This window comes from Streptomyces fructofermentans, assembly GCF_014651055.1.
Classification (GTDB): domain Bacteria; phylum Actinomycetota; class Actinomycetes; order Streptomycetales; family Streptomycetaceae; genus Streptomyces; species Streptomyces fructofermentans.
Map to the genome: position 1 here is coordinate 38,412 of NZ_BMWD01000030.1, position 17,264 is coordinate 55,675.

Below are 17,264 nucleotides of genomic sequence, written 5' to 3' on the forward strand. Positions count from 1 at the left end.
ACCGTCGGCCACGACCGGGCCGAACCCTCCCGAAAGGGCACCACGAGCATGGAGCAGTACGAGCCCGACCTGCCGTCCCCGGCCCGACTGGCCGCCATGAGGCGAAGTCTGCGCAACGGCAGGGCCTCCCTCACCCGCCGTTCGCTGCTGCGCGCCTCGACGGGCGGCGCGCTCGCCCTCGGCGGGCTCGGGGCGCTGAGCGCCTGCGGCATCCCCGCGGCGAAGAACACCGCCGGCGTCTCGACGGACGACCACTCGGCCGAGGAGAAGCAGATCAACTTCTCCAACTGGACCGAGTACATGGACGTCGACGACAGCGAGAAGCGCCATCCGACGCTCGACGCCTTCACCGGGCGCACCGGCATCAAGGTCAAGTACACCGAGGACATCAACGACAACGTCGAGTTCTTCGGCAAGATCAAGCCCCAGCTCGCCGCTGGGCAGGCCACCGGGCGCGACCTCATATGCGTCACCGACTGGCTGGCCGCACGGCTCATCCGCTTCGGCTGGGTGCAGAAACTGGACCCGTCGAACCTGCCGCACGCGTACACGAACCTGTCCGCCCAGTTCCGCGACCCCGACTGGGACCCCGGCCGCGCCTACTCGTATCCCTGGCAGGGCATCTCCACCGTCATCGCCTACAACAAGAAGGCACTCGACGGCATCGAGGTCAGGTCGGTCTCCGACCTCCTCGACAACTCCCGGCTCAAGGGGCGCGTCGGCTTCCTGTCCGAGATGCGCGACAGCGTCGGCATGACGCTGCTCGACATGGGCAAGGACCCGGCGAAGTTCACCGACGACGACTTCGACGCGGCGATCGCCCGCCTCCAGAAGGCCGTCGACAAGAGCCAGATCCGCCGCTTCACGGGCAACGACTACACGTCCGACCTGACCAAGGGCGACCTCGCCGCCTGTGTCGCCTGGGCCGGTGACGTGGTCCAGCTCAAGGCCGACAACCCGGACGTGGACTTCGTCATCCCGGACAGCGGATACATCACGTCGACCGACAACCTGCTGGTCCCCAACAAGGCGCGGCACCAGACCAACGCCGAGCGGCTCATCGACTACTACTACGAGCCGGGTCCGGCCGCGCAGCTCGCCGCGTACATCAACTACGTCTGTCCCGTCGACGGTGTGAAGGCCGAGCTGGCGAAGATCGACGAGTCGGCGGCGGAGAACCCGCTGATCATTCCCGACAAGGCCATGGCCGCCAAGTCCCGCCCCTTCCGCTCCCTGAGCGCGAAGGAAGAGACGGCGTACGAAGAGAAGTTCGCAAAGCTGACAGGGGCGTGACCACCATGACGAAGGACAGCAGCGGCGACGTCCGCCTCTCCGGGATCAGCAAGACCTACGGCGCGTTCACCGCCGTGCACCCGCTCGACCTGACCGTGCCGCAGGGTTCGTTCTTCGCGCTCCTGGGCGCGTCCGGCTGCGGCAAGACCACCACCCTGCGCATGATCGCCGGCCTGGAGGAGCCCTCCGGGGGCACCGTCTCGCTGGGCGAGCAGGACGTGACGAACCTGCCCCCGTACAAGCGCCCGGTGAACACGGTCTTCCAGTCGTACGCGCTCTTCCCGCACCTCGACATCTTCGAGAACGTGGCGTTCGGCCTGCGCCGGCGCGGCATCAAGTCCGTGAAGAAGCAGGTCGAGGACATGCTGGAGCTCGTCCAGCTCGGCGAGCAGGCACGCAAGAAGCCCCATCAGCTCTCCGGCGGCCAGCAGCAGCGCGTGGCCGTCGCCCGCGCGCTGATCAACCACCCCAAGGTGCTGCTCCTCGACGAGCCGCTCGGTGCCCTGGACCTCAAGCTGCGCCGGCAGATGCAGCTCGAACTGAAGCGCATCCAGACCGAGGTCGGCATCACCTTCGTCCATGTCACGCACGACCAGGAGGAGGCCATGACCATGGCCGACACGGTCGCCGTGATGAACGCGGGCCGTGTCGAGCAGCTCGGCTCGCCCGCCGACCTCTACGAGAACCCGCGGACCACGTTCGTGGCCAACTTCCTCGGCACGTCCAACTTCATCGAGGCCGAGGTCGACACCAGGAGCGGCGACGAGATCGTCCTCAGGGCGGGCGGCGGCAAGCTCGTCCTGCCCGGGGCGCGCTGTTCCGCCCCCGCGGCGGTCGGCGGCAAGGTCCTGGTGGGCGTCCGGCCCGAGAAGATATCCCTGACCCACGCCGACGAGGCGGGCGGGATACCGGAGGGCCGCAACCGGATCACCGGGCGGATAGCCGACTCCAGCTTCATCGGCGTCTCCACGCAGTACGTCGTCGACAGCCCCGTGTGCCCCGAGTTCGAGGTCTACGCCCAGAACATCGACCGCGACCCCCGGCTGGTGCCCGGCGCCGAGGTCGTCCTGCACTGGAACCCCGCGCACACCTTCGGGCTCGACGCGGCACAGTCCCTGCTCGCCGGGACGACGGGCTCCGCGGGCATCGAGACGGTCGCGGAAGAGGCGGCCCGATGACCACCCTCACCGACGCGCCGCCGGCGGCGCCCGAAAGCGCTCCGAAGGAGCGCCCGCCCCGCAGACGGGGACGGCTCACCCCGTACTGGCTGCTGCTGCCGGGCCTGCTGTGGCTGGTCGTCTTCTTCGCGCTGCCGATGGTCTACCAGGCCTCCACGTCCGTGCAGACGGGCTCCCTGGAGGAGGGCTACCAGGTCACCTGGCACTTCGCGACCTACTGGGACGCGCTGACCGACTACTGGCCGCAGTTCCTGCGGTCCATCGCGTACGCCGGCACCGCCACGATCCTGTGCCTGCTGCTCGGCTACCCGCTCGCCTACCTGATCGCGTTCCGCGCGGGCCGCTGGCGCAACCTGATCCTGATCCTCGTGATCGCGCCGTTCTTCACCAGCTTCCTGATCCGTACGCTCGCCTGGAAGACGATCCTCGCGGACGGCGGCCCGGTCGTCGGCGCCCTCAACTCGCTGCACGTGCTGGACGTCACGAGTTGGCTCGGCGTCACCGCGGGCGACCGCGTGCTGGCCACGCCGCTCGCGGTGGTCTGCGGACTCACGTACAACTTCCTGCCGTTCATGATCCTGCCGCTCTACACGTCGCTGGAGCGCATCGACGGACGGCTGCACGAGGCGTCGGGCGACCTGTACGCCCGGCCGTTCACGACCTTCCGCAGGGTGACGTTCCCGCTGTCGATGCCCGGTGTCGTCTCCGGGACGCTGCTCACCTTCATCCCCGCGAGCGGCGACTACGTGAACGCCGACCTCCTCGGTTCCACGGACACGCGCATGGTCGGAAACGTGATCCAGACGCAGTTCCTGCGGATTCTCGACTATCCGACGGCGGCGGCGCTCTCGTTCATCCTCATGGCCGGAATTCTCGCCATCGTCACGCTCTACATCCGCAAGTCCGGGACGGAGGACCTGGTCTAAATGGCCCTCGTACGCTGGTTCAAGCGCCATCTCGTCGTCATCGCGGGTCTGCTGACCCTCGGATACCTGCTGCTGCCCAACATCGTCGTGACGGTGTTCTCCTTCAACAATCCGAAGGGGCGCTTCAACTACGAATGGCAGGAGTTCTCCACGGAGGCGTGGACCGACCCCTGCGGGGTCGCCGACATGTGCGGCTCGCTCTCGCTGAGCCTGCGCATCGCCGCCTGGGCCACGGTCGGCGCCACAGTCCTCGGCACGATGATCGCCTTCGCGCTGGTCCGCTACCGGTTCCGGGCGCGCGGCGCCGTGAACTCGCTGATCTTCCTGCCGATGGCGATGCCCGAGGTCGTGATGGCCGCATCGCTGCTCACGCTGTTCCTCAACCTGGGTGCCCAGCTGGGCTTCTGGACGATCCTGATCGCCCACATCATGTTCTGCCTCAGCTTCGTCGTGACCGCCGTCAAGGCACGCGTCATGTCGATGGACCCGAGGCTGGAACAGGCCGCGCAGGACCTCTACGCGGGCCCCGTGCAGACGTTCCTGCGCGTCACCCTGCCCATCGCCGCACCCGGAATCGCCGCGGGAGCGCTGCTCGCCTTCGCGCTCTCCTTCGACGATTTCATCATCACCAACTTCAACGCCGGCTCGACCGTCACCTTCCCCATGTTCGTATGGGGGTCGGCGCAGCGCGGAACACCCGTTCAGATCAATGTCATCGGAACGGCCATGTTCATCGTCGCCGTACTGTTCGTGCTGGCCGGAATGGTCATCGGCAATCGCCGGAACCGGCAGAAGGCATAACCGCAAGAATCCCGTGGGGAGTTGAAATCATGGCCCCGAGCGCCATGAGCCGCGACAAGAACTGGACGACATCACTCGCCGACGCGCAGCCGGTCCCGTACTGGCTGGACGACCCCGGCAGGCCGCGCCCCGAGCCCGCGCTCACCGGGGCCGAGACCTGCGACCTGCTCGTCGTCGGGGGTGGCTACAGCGGGCTGTGGACCGCGCTGCTCGCCAAGGAGCGGGACCCCGCGCGGGACGTCGTCCTGGTGGAGGGCCGCGAGGTGGGCTGGGCCGCCTCGGGCCGCAACGGCGGCTTCTGCGCCGCCTCCCTCACCCACGGCACGGCCAACGGGCTGGCCCGCTGGCCCGACGAGATCCACACGCTGGAGAAGCTGGGCGCCCGCAACCTCGACGCCATCGAGGAGGCGGTCGCCCGCTACGGGATCGACTGCGACTTCGAGCGGTCCGGCGAGATCGACGTGGCGACCGAGCCGTACCAGGCCGCCGAACTCCGCGCGTGGCACGAGGAACTGGCCCGCCGGGGCCTCGCCGACGGCGTCGAGTACCTGGACGCCGACGCGGTGCGCGCCGAGGTCGACTCGCCCACGTTCCTCGGCGGTCTGCACGACCGCAGGGGGGTCGCGATGCTCCACCCGGCGAAACTGGCCTGGGGCCTCAAGCGCGCCTGCCTCGGCCTCGGCGTGCGCGTGTACGAGAACACGCCGGCGCTCGACCTGCGGACCTCCGGTGCCGGGATGGCCGTCCGTACGCCGTACGGCGGTGTCCGTGCCCGCCGGGTCGCACTCGGCACCAACGTCTTCCCGAACCTGGTCCGGCGCGTGCGCCCGTACACCGTCCCGGTCTACGACTACGCGCTGATGACCGAACCGCTCAGCGCCGACCGGCTCGCCTCGATCGGCTGGCACAACCGGCAGGGTCTGGGGGACTCGGCGAACCAGTTCCACTACTTCCGGCTGTCCGCCGACAACCGGATCCTGTGGGGCGGCTACGACGCGATCTACCCGTACGGCGGCCGGGTGCGCGCCGAGTACGACGACCGGCCGCAGACGTACGCGGCGCTCGCCGGGCACTTCTTCACCTGCTTCCCGCAGTTGGAGGGCCTGCGCTTCTCGCACGCGTGGGGCGGCGCGATCGACACCTGCTCCCGGTTCTCGGCCTTCTTCGGCACGGCGCACGCCGGCCGGGTCGCCTACGCGGCGGGCTACACCGGCCTCGGGGTGGGCGCCACCCGCTTCGGCGCCGACGTGATGCTCGACCTGCTGGCGGGCGAGAGCACGGAGCGCACCGGGTTGGAGATGGTCCGCAGAAAGCCGCTGCCCTTCCCCCCGGAGCCGTTCGCGTGGACGGGCATCGCGCTCACCAAGTGGTCGCTGGCCCGGGCGGACGCCCACGGAGGGCGGCGCAACCTGTGGCTGCGGACGATGGACCGCCTGGGCCTCGGCTTCGACAGCTGACCGTCGCCCGCGAGGGCGCGCGGCGCCGTTCGCTCCGGCGGCGTGCGCCCCGCCCGCCCCTGTGATCCGGTTCACTCCCGATCCGTGGGCCGAACCCGCGTAATGCCGGGGCCCGACCTCCCTCTCCCCGGTGACGCGACCCGCGTCGACAAGAGAGAGGGAGGTTCCGCCATGACAGGGGCCAAGACGGCGGTCGAGTGGCTGGCGTCCGTCGCGCCGGACCCGGAGTCCTGCCGCCGGGAGTGGGAGCGCAACCCGCACGGGGTCGCGCTGCTTCCCGCGGGCAGGCTCTGGGACGTCCTGATCCTGCCGGGCGGGCTGGGGTATCCCACGCTCGACGTCCTGACCCGGGCCCTGGACCGGCCGGGTCCGGTGCTCGTCGACTTCGGCGACTCCCGGATGGGGTTCTTCGTGGCGCCGGGGACGGCGGCCAGGTGGCTCGGCACCGGGGTGCGCACCGCGGGGGCCGGCACCTGGATCGTCGTGCCGTACCCCGGGCGGGTCACCGGCGGGGTCCGCTGGCTGGTCCCCCCGGACGGTTCGGGAACCCTCACGGACCCGACACTGCTCGAACTGGCCATGCACGAGGCGGCGGCGGGGCTGGCGGGAAGGGAGGGGCCGCCATGAGGTGACCGGTTCGCGGACCGCCGTCCCGGGCGGCAGAGGTCTTGACAACTCGATTGGTCTGGACCAGGTTGGGCGCGCTCCACCCTCCAATCCCCCCATGCCCGGAGGCAGTAGTGGATCGCACCGGACACAACGGCCGCAGCAGACCATTCGTCCGTCGCCACCGAAGGTTCGTCGCCGTGTGCACGGCCACCGTTCTGGCCCTGCCCGGCCTCGCCGCGCTCTCGTCGGCCGCCCGTGCGGCCGACGCGGACCTCGCCCGCAACGGCGGCTTCGAAGCCGGCCTCGACGGCTGGACCTGCACGGCGGGCACGGTCGTCACCTCACCCGTACGCAGCGGCGGTTCGGCACTGAGGGCGACCCCGGCCGGCAGTGACAACGCCCGGTGCGCGCAGACCGTGACGGTCAGGCCCGACTCCCAGTACACACTCGCCGGATACGTCCGCGGCAGCTACGCCTACCTCGGCGCGAGCGGCACCGGCACCACCGACGTCTCCACCTGGACGCAGTCCGCGCCGGACTGGCAGCGGCTCGCCACGACCTTCCGCACCGGCCCCTCCACCACCCGGGTGACGGTCTACACCCACGGGTGGTACGGCACCGGCGCCTACCACGTCGACGACCTCTCCCTGGTCGGACCCGGCGTCGACGCCGGCCTCCCGCCCGCCGCGCCCACCGGCCTCACCGTCGGCCAGATCACCTCGACCAGCGTGGGGCTGTCCTGGCCCGCGGTCCCCGGAGCCACCGGGTACGCCGTCCACCGCGACGGGGTGAGGGTCCAGTCCGCGAGCGGCACCTCGGCCACCGTCGGCGGGCTGTCGCCCTCGACGGCGTACTCCTTCCAGGTGTCCGCCGTGAACGACGCCGGCGAGTCCGCGAAGTCGCCGGTCGCCACCGCGACCACGACGGCGGGCTCCGGCGGCGGCCCCTCCCCGCTGCCCGCCCACGCCCTGGTCGGCTACCTCCACGCGAGCTTCGCCAACGGCTCGGGCTACACCCGCATGGCGGACGTCCCCGACAGCTGGGACGTCATCGACCTGGCCTTCGGCGAACCCACCTCGGTGACGTCCGGGGACATCCGCTTCGACCGCTGCCCGGCGACCGAGTGCCCGAACGTCGAGAGCGACGCCGAGTTCAAGGCGGCGATCCGGGCGAAGCAGGCCGCGGGGAAGAAGGTCCTGATCTCCATCGGCGGCCAGAACGGCCAGGTGCAGCTCACGACGGCGGCGGCCCGCGACCGGTTCGTCTCCTCCGTGTCGGGCATCATCGACGAGTACGGGCTCGACGGCCTGGACATCGACTTCGAGGGCCACTCGCTCTCCCTGAACGCCGACGACACGGACTTCAAGAACCCGAAGACACCGGTGATCGTGAACCTCGTCTCGGCCCTGAGGACCCTGAAGGCCGCGTACGGCGACGACTTCGTCCTCACGATGGCGCCGGAGACCTTCTTCGTCCAGCTCGGGTACCAGTTCTACGGAACCGGCAAGTGGGGCGGCCAGGACCCGCGCGCCGGCGCCTACCTGCCGGTCGTCCACGCCCTGCGGGACGACCTCACGCTGCTGCACGTGCAGGACTACAACTCGGGCCCGGTCATGGGCCTCGACAACCAGTACCACTCCATGGGCGGCGCGGACTTCCACGTCGCGATGACCGACATGCTCCTGACGGGCTTCCCCGTGGCGGGCGACGCGAACAACGTCTTCCCGCCGCTGCGCGCCGACCAGGTCGCCATCGGCATGCCCGCTTCGACCAACGCGGGCAACGGGCACGTGTCGACGGCCGAGGTGAACAAGGCGCTGGACTGCCTGACCAGGAGGACCGGCTGCGGCTCGTACGTCCCGCACGGCACCTGGCCCGACCTGCGCGGCCTGATGACGTGGTCGATCAACTGGGACCGGCACAACAACGCCGAGTTCTCCAGGAACTTCGACGCCTACTTCGGCTGAGGGCCCGGCTTCACGCTCGTGGGTCCGGCCCGGCAGGGGACCGCCCGGTGGCGGCCCCTGCCGCCTGGGCCGGCTCCTGGTCCGAGGGCGGTCCGTACCGCTCGACGACCAGCGCCATGACGTACAGGACGATCAGCGAGAGCACCCAGCTCCCCGCGACGTCCAGGGGCCAGTGGTAGCCGCGGCGGACCAGCCCGAAGCCGACGGCTCCCGCGAGCACCGCCCAGCCGATGACGAGTTCACGGCGGAGGTAGCGGCTGCGCAGCCAGGGGAGCAGGAGCAGGCAGGCCGCCCCGTAGCCGACGGCCGCGGTGGCCGTGTGGCCCGACGGGTAGTAGCCGTCGCCCCCCATGCCGGGCGGCCCGGTGCGGCCGATGACGATCTTCAGCGGGACGACCAGCGCCGGTACGGCGGCCAGGGCGCCCACCGCCGCGAGGGGCGGCAGCCACCAGCGGGGGAGGGCCGCGCGCCGGGCGCGCCACGCGACGTGCGCGGCGACCGCGAGCAGGACCGGGACGGCGACCGTGATGTTGCCGAGGTCGGCGAGGAGTTCGGCGGCCCGCTCGGGCAGGCGGCTGTCCGCGACCGTTCCGGCGAGGCGCTCGTCCGCCCGGCGCAGCGGCGTGTCGACGGCCGCCTGCCAGGTCAGCAGCGCGAAGAGGAGGAGAAGGGGGCCCAGGACCCAGGCCGGCCGCCCCGGAACAGGGGGGGTGGTTCCGGGGCGGCCGATCAGATCGGGTTGTCGCGCGCCCCGGGGGGTTTGGGGCGAGCGACTGTCCGATCGGTGAGGAGACCCGGAACCAGAGGCTCCGGTTGTGTGCGCGATGGCACGACCAGGGCGTAGCCGGGGAAGCTCCGACCCGGAGTCGCCCACAGTCCCCTGTGGGCGGGGTGTATCTCTCATCTGCCTAGAACCTACGGCAGCCGCAGGTCGTCCGACAGGAGGAATCGCGTCCTGTCATCCACCTCGCACACGTTCTTCACACGCCCCTCTCCTCCCGGCCCAACGGCCGCAGCCGATGAGCCGTACCCCGCTCAGATGCGGGTGAACGCCTGCTCGATGATGTCGAGGCCCTCGGACAGCAGGTCCTCGCCGATGACCAGCGGCGGCAGGAAGCGGAGCACGTTGCCGTAGGTGCCACAGGTCAGGACCAGCAGGCCCTCCTGGTGGCAGGCCTTCGCCAGCGCGGCCGTCGCCTCGGGGTGCGGCTCCTTGGTCGTACGGTCCTTGACCAGCTCGATCGCGATCATCGCGCCTCGGCCCCGGATGTCGCCGATGATGTCGAACTTCTCGGCCATCGCGCCGAGGCGCGCCTTCATCGTCGCCTCGATCGCCTTGGCGCGGGCGTTGAGGTCCAGCTCCTTCATCGTCTCGATGGAGCCGAGGGCGCCCGCGCAGGCCACCGGGTTGCCGCCGTAGGTGCCGCCCAGGCCGCCCGCGTGCGCGGCGTCCATGATCTCGGCGCGACCCGTGACGGCGGCGAGCGGGAGGCCGCCCGCGATGCCCTTGGCGGTGGTGATCAGGTCCGGGACGATGCCCTCGTCCTCGCACGCGAACCACTGGCCCGTGCGGCAGAAGCCCGACTGGATCTCGTCCGCGACGAAGACGATGCCGTTCTCCTCGGCGAACCGGCTGATCGCGGGCAGGAAGCCCTTGGCGGGCTCGATGAAGCCGCCCTCGCCGAGCACCGGCTCGATGATGATCGCGGCGACGTTCTCGGCGCCGACCTGCTTGTTGATCATGTCGATGGCCTGGGCGGACGCCTCGGCGCCGGCGTTCTCCGAGCCCGTCGGCCAGCGGTAGCCGTAGGCGACCGGCACGCGGTAGACCTCGGGCGCGAACGGACCGAAGCCGTTCTTGTACGGCATGTTCTTCGCGGTCAGCGCCATCGTCAGGTTCGTACGGCCGTGGTAGCCGTGGTCGAAGACGACGACGGCCTGGCGCTTGGTGTGGGCACGGGCGATCTTGACGGCGTTCTCGACGGCCTCGGCGCCCGAGTTGAACAGGGCCGACTTCTTGGCGTGGTCACCCGGCGTGAGCTCGGCCAGCGCCTCGGCGACGGCCACGTAGCCCTCGTACGGCGTGACCATGAAACAGGTGTGGGTGAAGTCCTGGAGCTGGGCGCTCGCCCGGCGCACGACGGCCTCGGCGGACGCGCCGACACTGGTCACGGCGATGCCGGAACCGAAGTCGATGAGCCGGTTGCCGTCGACGTCCTCGATGATCCCGCCGCCGGCGCGCGCGGTGAACACGGGCAGGACGGACCCCACACCCGCCGCGACCGCGGCGGTGCGTCGGGCCTGCAGCTCCTGGGACTTCGGGCCGGGAATGGCGGTGACGACGCGGCGCTCCTGCGGAACTGCGCTCATGAGGGGCTCCCTGGGGGTCTTGCGAACGGCTTGCGGACGGCTCGCGAACGGAATCTCTTCGGACGCTCGGCTTCCTTCTTCGCAGGCTAGGGCCGGTAATGGAGGGTGGGCATGCTCCATCTGGGCGTTGTCGGCGAATCCGCTTGTCCGCCGTGGACATAGCGGGCCCGCGGCGCGGATCGGGGCGCGCCGGGGCGGGCGGCGGCCGAGTCGCCGCGATCCCGGCCGGGTAAGCGGTGAACTCCCCTTGTGGGGGCGTTAGATTGACTCGCTGACGACATATGGAGCGGCTGGTCAGGGGTGGCAGAGGCGATGGACAGCGACGGCACGCAGGACGCACGGGGCACGCACGCCGATCGTGTGCCGCGGCCGGCCGGGCCGCCGCAGGTCCCGCCACGGCCGGCCCAGGCCCCCGGGACGCCCCCGCCGACCGACGGGTCCGCCTTCCTCGCCTGGCTGCGGACCCCGCGCCCCGAGGCGGCACCGGGCGTCTGGCGCTTCGGGCACCTGCCCAGGCCGGAGGAGGAGCCCGAGCGGATTCCCGCCCGGCAGCTCATCAGCGGGGCGCTCATCGCCTTCCTCGTGGGCTGGCTCATCTGGTCGCTCCTGTGGAACGGCTACCTCGGCGGCTGGTGGCTGCTCCCCCTCTACGCGATGATCCCGGACTCCTGGGCCGAGCCGCACAGCTTCGGGTCCGTCGTGGTCGTCTACGCCTACTACCTGGCGATCGCCCTCGGCATCATGGTCGGCGTCGGGCGGCTCGGCCGCTGGAACGAGGTGTGGCGGCGGTACGGCGTCCCCGCCTGGCGCCGCGCCACACCCGCGGCCGAGCGGCCGCCCGCCCCCGCGGAGGACCCAGCGCAGTGGAACCAGGTGCGCGCCGCCGGCGCGGCCGAGGCCGCCGACCGGCTGGGCGCCGAGGCCAGGTCCGGACGCATGCGGGACGTCGACCACGCGCGGATCTCCCGCGCCTGGCAGGGCGTGCGCAGCGGCCGGCACAGCCTCGCCACCTTCACCGGAGCCGTGCTGAAGGACGGCGCCGCCGCCTGCCTGCACCCCTCCGGCGACCGCGACCTGCCCGGCAGGCTCGCCCGCCACGACCTCGTCACCGGGCAGGTGCGGATCGGCACGACCGCCGACGACCCGCGCAACCCGTACGCCTACCGGGGGACCGGGCTCGCCCTCGGCCCCGAACTGCTGGGCACCTCGCTGCTCGCCGTCGGCCCCGCCGGGTCGGGCAAGAGCGGCCGGGTCGTCCGGCCGCTCGCCGAGTCCCTGTGCCTGCACGCCCTCGCCGGACGGGCCGCCGTGGTCGTCGTCGGCGCCGCGGGGGCCGGGCTCGGCCCGGTCGACGCGTACGACGTCGTGGTGCGGGTCGGGAACCCGGAATCCGTGTACGACCTCGACCTGTACGGCGGCACCACCGACCCGGACGAGGCCGCCGCCGTCCTCGCCGAGGCGCTCGTCGGCGACCTCGCCGACCCGCACCCCGGCGGCGACAGCAGGCGCTCCACGACCGTGCTCGCGCAACTCCTCGGGCCCTACCGGGCCGTCCACGGGCGCTTCCCCTCCGTGCCCGAACTGCGCCGGCTGCTCGACGGCGCCCCCGAGCCGCTGAGGGAACTCCGCAAGGGGCTCACGGACTCCGGGCAGGACTCCCTGCTGCGCGAGCTCGACGCGCGGGAACGGCAGCTCGGGCACCCCGGTGACGTGGGCGGCGTGCTCGCAGACCGGGTCGCCCTGCTCGACCGGCCCGCGTTCGCCGGCTTCTTCGACACCTCCGGGCAGTCCCGGCCCTTCTCCCTGCGCGCCCTGGACCATCCGGTGCGCGTCCGGATCGACCTGCCCGAGCGCGGGCACGCCGACGCCTCCCGGATGCTCGCCCGGCTCGTCCTCGCCCAGTTCGCCGCCAGCGTCTCCGTCCGCGAGGACCGGTCGCTGTTCGCCTGCCTCGTCCTCGACGACGCCACGGGCGTGATCACTCCCGGGGCCGTACGCGGCATCCAGCGCCTGCGCTCGGCCAACGCCGGCGCCGTACTGACCCTGCGCACGCTGGACGACGTCCCCAGGGCCCTGCGGTCACCGGTGCTCGGTGCCATCGGGTGCCGGATGGCGCTCTCCGGCCTCACCCCCTGGGACGGCCAGGACTTCGCCGAGGTCTGGGGCAAGGAGTGGACCGAGGCGCGGGACGTCACCGACCGCCAGATCATCGCGGAGACACCGGCGGGCAAGGCCGTGCACATGCTGCGCCGGGTGATCACGGGAAACGCGCCGACCGCCCGCGCCGTGACCGTGCGCCAGGTCGAGCGGGAGCGCTGGTCCGCGTCCGAGCTGGCACACGGGGTGCCGCCCGGCCACGCGGTCCTGTCGCTCACCGGTGTCCGGGGGGAGCACGCGCCGCCGCTGCTCGTCGACCTCCGGGACCGGCACGAGTGAGGGCCGCGGGACTCCGGGGGACGGCCGGGGGACTTCTGGCCTGAGGGCTTTTTGAGGGGTGCGCCGGGCACGCGGTCCGGGCACGGGGGTCACGGGGCGACCGTACGGTGAGGCAGAATCGACACAGGTCGTTCATACGTTGCGGCCAAAGGAACACACCGTCCGTGACCGTCGAAGAACCCGTGAAGACCTGAAGGCACCATGCCCCCCACGCTCGGCTCGCTCGTCCACCACTCGGCGCTCAAACTCACCGTGCGCGCGGGCGGGGAACGCCTCGACACCCCCGTGCGCTGGGTCCACGCCAGCGAGCTCACCGACCCCGTGCCGTACATGGAGGGCGGGGAGCTGCTGCTGATCACCGCCCTCAAGCTGGAGGCGGAGGACGCCGACGCGATGCGCCGGTACGTGAAGCGGCTGGTGGGAGCCGGGGTCGCCGGGCTCGGCTTCGCCGTCGGCGTGCACTACGAGCAGATCCCCGAGGCCCTCGTGGACGCGGCCGAGGAGGAGGGGCTTCCCCTCCTGGAGGTGCCCCGCCGCACACCCTTCCTCGCCATCAGCAAGGCCGTCTCCGCCGCCATCGCGGCCGACCAGTACCGCGCCGTGACCGCCGGGTTCGCCGCGCAGCGGGAACTCACCAAGCAGGCGCTCAGCGACGGGCCCGAGGGCCTGCTCTCCGCCCTCGCCTCGCAGGTCGACGGCTGGGCCGCGCTCTACGACGCGTCCGGCGCCCTCGTCGCCACCGCGCCCGACTGGGCCGGACGCCGGGCGGCCCGGCTCACCGCTGACGTGGAACGGCTGCGCGAGCGGGCCGCGCCCGCCAGCTCCGTGGTGGGCGGCCTGGCCGAGGACGGGGAGGACCGCGTCGAGCTGCACTCCCTGGGCACCGGCCGGCGGGCCCGCGCCGCACTGGCCGTCGGCACCGCCGCCGCGCTCGGGACGGCCGAGCGCTACGCCGTGCACTCCGCGATCGCCCTGCTCACCCTGACGACCGAGCGGTCCCGCGCGCTGCACGCCGCCGAGCAGCGGATCGGGGCGGCCGTGCTGCGGATGCTGCTGGCCGGACAGTCCGACCACGCCCGCGCGGTTGCCGGCGACCTGTACGGAGGGCTGCTCGACGCGCCCTACCGGATGATGCTCGCCGAGGCCGCGTCCGCCTCCGCCGGGCGGGCCCGCGCCGGTGGCGGAACGGCTCCCGGCGGCACCGGGAAGGGTCGGGCGGGTGCCCCGGCGGGTGAGGCCGCCGCGGCCGTGCTCGCCGTCGCCGACGAGGTCGTGCACGCCGGGGGCGACCTGCTGGGCGGTCTCGCCGAGGTGGTCGAGTCGGCCGCGGCCCGCTCCGGCGAGACCGTGCTCGTCGTACCGGACGGCGAGCGGCTCGTCGTGCTCGCCGCGGACGGGGGCGCGGTGGTCTCGGCCTGCGCCCAGTACGCGGAGGCCGTGGGCGGCGCGCGGGGTGCCTCCGAGCCGGGCGGCGACGAGGACGAACTGGTCGTCGGGCTCTCCGCGCCCGCCGGGCCCGTGGCGGCCGCGGCCGCCTACAAGCAGGCCGAGCAGGCCCTGTCCGTGGCCCGGCGCCGGGGGCGGGTGCTCGTCGAGCACGAGGAACTGGCCGCCGGGTCCGTGGTGCCGCTGCTCGCGGACGACGCGGTACGGGCCTTCGCCGACGGGTTGCTGCGCGCGCTGCGCGAGCACGACGCGACGGGCCGGGGGGACCTGGTGGCCTCGCTGCGCGCCTGGCTGTCCCGGCACGGGCAGTGGGACGCGGCGGCGGCGGATCTCGGCGTGCACCGGCACACGCTGCGGTACCGGATGCGGCGCGTGGAGGAGATCCTCGGGCGCTCCCTGGACGATCCGGACGTACGCATGGAGCTGTGGCTCGCGCTGAAGACGACCGCGGGGGCGGACACCCCTGCCGGCCGGGTGGGCGCGGTCGGCGCGGCTGCTCCGGCGAACACGGCGGCCTCGGCGGACACGGCAGCCTCGGCGGGACCGGGTACGGGGGAGTAGGTCCCGCCCGCCCCGCCCTTTCGGGTGAACCGGCCCCGGGGCGCTCGCCGCGCGGGTGCCGAGGGGGCGTCGCGGGGTGCCCGGGGGCGGGCCGGCCCGCCCCGAGCAGGCCGGCCCGCGGCCGACGGTCCGGGTCCGCGGGACGCGTGGGCCGGGGCGGCGGGTGGTCGGCATCCGGATTCGGCATCCGGCATCCGGCGCGGGTCCTGGGCCGGACGCCTGGCGCTCGGTGCGGGCGGCACGGTGGTGCGGGGGCCGGCAGTCCGGCTCCCCGCGTCGGCGACCGGGCCGCAGTCCTCCGTACAGGGGCCACCCGCTCGGCGCGTGGCGCGTACGGGCCGTGAGCCCGGGGCGGGGGCGGTCCCGACGGGCGGGTCCGATGGCGCGGGCCGGCGGGGCGTGCGGCCGTACGGGTTGGGCGGGCGGGCGCGTACGGGCCGGCCGGCTGCGCGAGGCGGCCGTACGGGGCAGGCGGGCGGGGGCTGCCGGTGGTCCGGCGGGTGTGCGGTCCGGACGGGGAGGTGCTCGCGTCGGGCGGGGCGCCGTCCGCGGGGCGGAGCCCGCCGGGGCCCTCGTACGGATCGGGTGTACGACAAAGCGGAGTGGCCGCGCCGGGGAGTGCTACTGGGCGGACAAACGACCGCGGGGCAGGTCGGGCCTACCGTGGGGGTGGAAGACCCCCAGACACACCAACGGAAGGGCCGGGAAACCCAATGACTTCCACCCACGCCTTCTGGCTCGCCGGCCGCCAGGCCACCGGCGAGTCCACCTTCGACGTCACCTCCCCCTGGGACGGACGGGTCGTCGGCACCGTCGCCGTGCCCAGTGACGCCCAGGTCGAGGAGGCCGTCGCGGCCGCCCACGCCGTGCGCGACGAGTTCGCCGCGACCCCCGCCCATGTGCGGGCCGCCGCCCTCGACCACGTCAGCAGGCGGCTCGTGGAGCGGACCGAGGAGATCGCCCGGCTCATCTCCGCCGAGAACGGCAAGCCGGTCAAGTGGGCGCGGGGCGAGGTCGGCCGGGCCGTGTCCGTGTTCCGGTTCGCCGCCGAGGAGGCGCGGCGCTTCAACGGGGGAGAGGCCCAGCGCCTCGACACCGACGCGGGCGGCCAGGGACGCCTCGCCCTCACCCGGCGGTTCCCCAAGGGCGTCGTGCTCGGCATCGCGCCCTTCAACTTCCCGCTCAACCTGTGCGCGCACAAGATCGCCCCGGCCATCGCCGCCGGCGCCCCGATCATCCTGAAGCCCGCGCCCGCGACGCCGCTGAGCGCTCTGCTGCTCGGCGAACTGCTCGCCGAGACCGACCTCCCGGCCGGCTCCTGGTCGGTGCTGCCCGTCGCCAACGACAGGATGCCCGCGCTGGTCCGGGACGAGCGGCTGCCCGTGATCTCCTTCACCGGCTCCGACAAGGTCGGCTACGCGATCATGGACTCCGTGCCGCGCAAGCACCTCACCCTGGAACTGGGCGGCAACGGCGCGGCCGTCGTGCTGGCCGACTGGGCGAGCGACGCGGACCTCGACTGGGCGGCCGCCCGGATCGCCACCTTCTCGAACTACCAGGGCGGCCAGTCCTGCATCTCCGTGCAGCGGGTCATCGCGGACGCGTCCGTCTACGACCGGCTGCTGCCGCGCGTCGTCGCCGCGGTCGAGGCCCAGGTGACCGGTGACCCGTCCGACGACGGCACCGATGTCGGGCCGCTGGTCAGCGAGGACGCCGCCAAGCGCGTCGAGTCCTGGGTGGACGAGGCCGTGAACGCGGGCGCCAAGCTGCTCACCGGCGGCAAGCGCGACGGCGCCGCCTACGCGCCGACCGTCCTCACCGACGTGCCGGACGGCGTGACGCTCTCCTGCGAGGAGGTCTTCGGACCCGTCCTCAGCATGCGGAAGGTCGACGGCGAGGCCGAGGCCTTCGCGGCCGTCAACGACTCCAAGTACGGCCTCCAGGCAGGTGTGTTCACCCGCGACCTGCAGTCCGCCTTCCGGGCGCACCGCGCCCTGGAGGTCGGCGGTGTCGTCATCGGCGACGTGCCCTCCTACCGTGCCGACCAGATGCCGTACGGCGGGGTGAAGGAGTCCGGAGTCGGCCGCGAGGGCGTGCGGTTCGCCATGGACGACTACACCTACGAGCGGGTGCTGGTGCTCACGGGGCTCGCTCTCTGACCCGAGGGGCCCGACGACGGCCGGAGCCCGCTGTGCGGGGGCTCCGGCCGTCGTCGCGTGT

At 72.7% G+C, this 17,264-nt stretch carries 12 protein-coding genes; 10 read left to right on the forward strand and 2 right to left on the reverse strand.

The annotated features are described in order from the left end of the window. Window positions 1–48 precede the first annotated feature (48 nt). The 7 genes from IE265_RS31655 to IE265_RS31685 all read left to right on the forward strand — a co-directional run bounded on the left by IE265_RS31655 (window position 49) and on the right by IE265_RS31685 (window position 8,231). On the forward strand, window positions 49–1,293 hold the full coding sequence (locus tag IE265_RS31655) for a polyamine ABC transporter substrate-binding protein (protein ID WP_190039184.1): 1,245 nt from the start codon (window positions 49–51) through the stop codon (window positions 1,291–1,293). A 5-nt stretch (window positions 1,294–1,298) separates the two neighbouring features. Then, window positions 1,299–2,471: an ABC transporter ATP-binding protein gene (locus IE265_RS31660; RefSeq protein WP_190039233.1), complete on the forward strand. Its 1,173-nt coding sequence runs from the start codon at window positions 1,299–1,301 to the stop codon at window positions 2,469–2,471. Beyond that, on the forward strand, window positions 2,468–3,397 hold the full coding sequence (locus tag IE265_RS31665; protein WP_190039185.1) for an ABC transporter permease: 930 nt from the start codon (window positions 2,468–2,470) through the stop codon (window positions 3,395–3,397). The genes IE265_RS31660 and IE265_RS31665 overlap by 4 nt, the downstream gene beginning before the upstream one ends. Next, window positions 3,398–4,198: an ABC transporter permease gene (locus IE265_RS31670; protein WP_190039186.1), complete on the forward strand. Its 801-nt coding sequence runs from the start codon at window positions 3,398–3,400 to the stop codon at window positions 4,196–4,198. Between the two features lie 29 nt (window positions 4,199–4,227). Continuing rightward, entirely contained in the window at window positions 4,228–5,655 is a 1,428-nt protein-coding gene (locus IE265_RS31675) for an NAD(P)/FAD-dependent oxidoreductase (protein ID WP_190039187.1), read from the forward strand. Window positions 5,656–5,826: 171 nt separating this feature from the next. Beyond that, window positions 5,827–6,282 (forward strand): hypothetical protein, encoded by a 456-nt coding sequence (locus tag IE265_RS31680; RefSeq protein WP_190039188.1) that lies wholly within the window; start codon window positions 5,827–5,829, stop codon window positions 6,280–6,282. Between the two features lie 179 nt (window positions 6,283–6,461). Then, complete coding sequence (locus IE265_RS31685) at window positions 6,462–8,231, forward strand: chitinase (protein ID WP_229916754.1); 1,770 nt, start codon at window positions 6,462–6,464, stop codon at window positions 8,229–8,231. Window positions 8,232–8,241: 10 nt separating this feature from the next. On the opposite strand, the gene IE265_RS31690 is transcribed toward IE265_RS31685, so the two are convergent. Both IE265_RS31690 and gabT read right to left on the reverse strand, forming a co-directional pair. Further along, the gene (locus IE265_RS31690; protein WP_190039190.1) at window positions 8,242–9,135 is read right to left on the reverse strand and encodes a phosphatase PAP2 family protein; all 894 of its coding nucleotides are present in this window, start codon (window positions 9,133–9,135) and stop codon (window positions 8,242–8,244) included. 131 nt (window positions 9,136–9,266) lie between these two features. Next, complete coding sequence (gabT, locus tag IE265_RS31695) at window positions 9,267–10,601, reverse strand: 4-aminobutyrate--2-oxoglutarate transaminase (RefSeq protein WP_190039191.1); 1,335 nt, start codon at window positions 10,599–10,601, stop codon at window positions 9,267–9,269. 312 nt (window positions 10,602–10,913) lie between these two features. Here gabT and IE265_RS31700 point away from each other — a divergent pair, with 312 nt between their 5' ends. The 3 genes from IE265_RS31700 to IE265_RS31710 all read left to right on the forward strand — a co-directional run bounded on the left by IE265_RS31700 (window position 10,914) and on the right by IE265_RS31710 (window position 17,203). After that, entirely contained in the window at window positions 10,914–13,037 is a 2,124-nt protein-coding gene (locus IE265_RS31700; protein ID WP_190039234.1) for an ATP-binding protein, read from the forward strand. A 201-nt stretch (window positions 13,038–13,238) separates the two neighbouring features. Then, on the forward strand, window positions 13,239–15,044 hold the full coding sequence (locus tag IE265_RS31705; protein ID WP_190039192.1) for a PucR family transcriptional regulator: 1,806 nt from the start codon (window positions 13,239–13,241) through the stop codon (window positions 15,042–15,044). A 713-nt stretch (window positions 15,045–15,757) separates the two neighbouring features. After that, complete coding sequence (locus IE265_RS31710) at window positions 15,758–17,203, forward strand: aldehyde dehydrogenase family protein (protein ID WP_190039193.1); 1,446 nt, start codon at window positions 15,758–15,760, stop codon at window positions 17,201–17,203. Window positions 17,204–17,264: the final 61 nt, after the last annotated feature.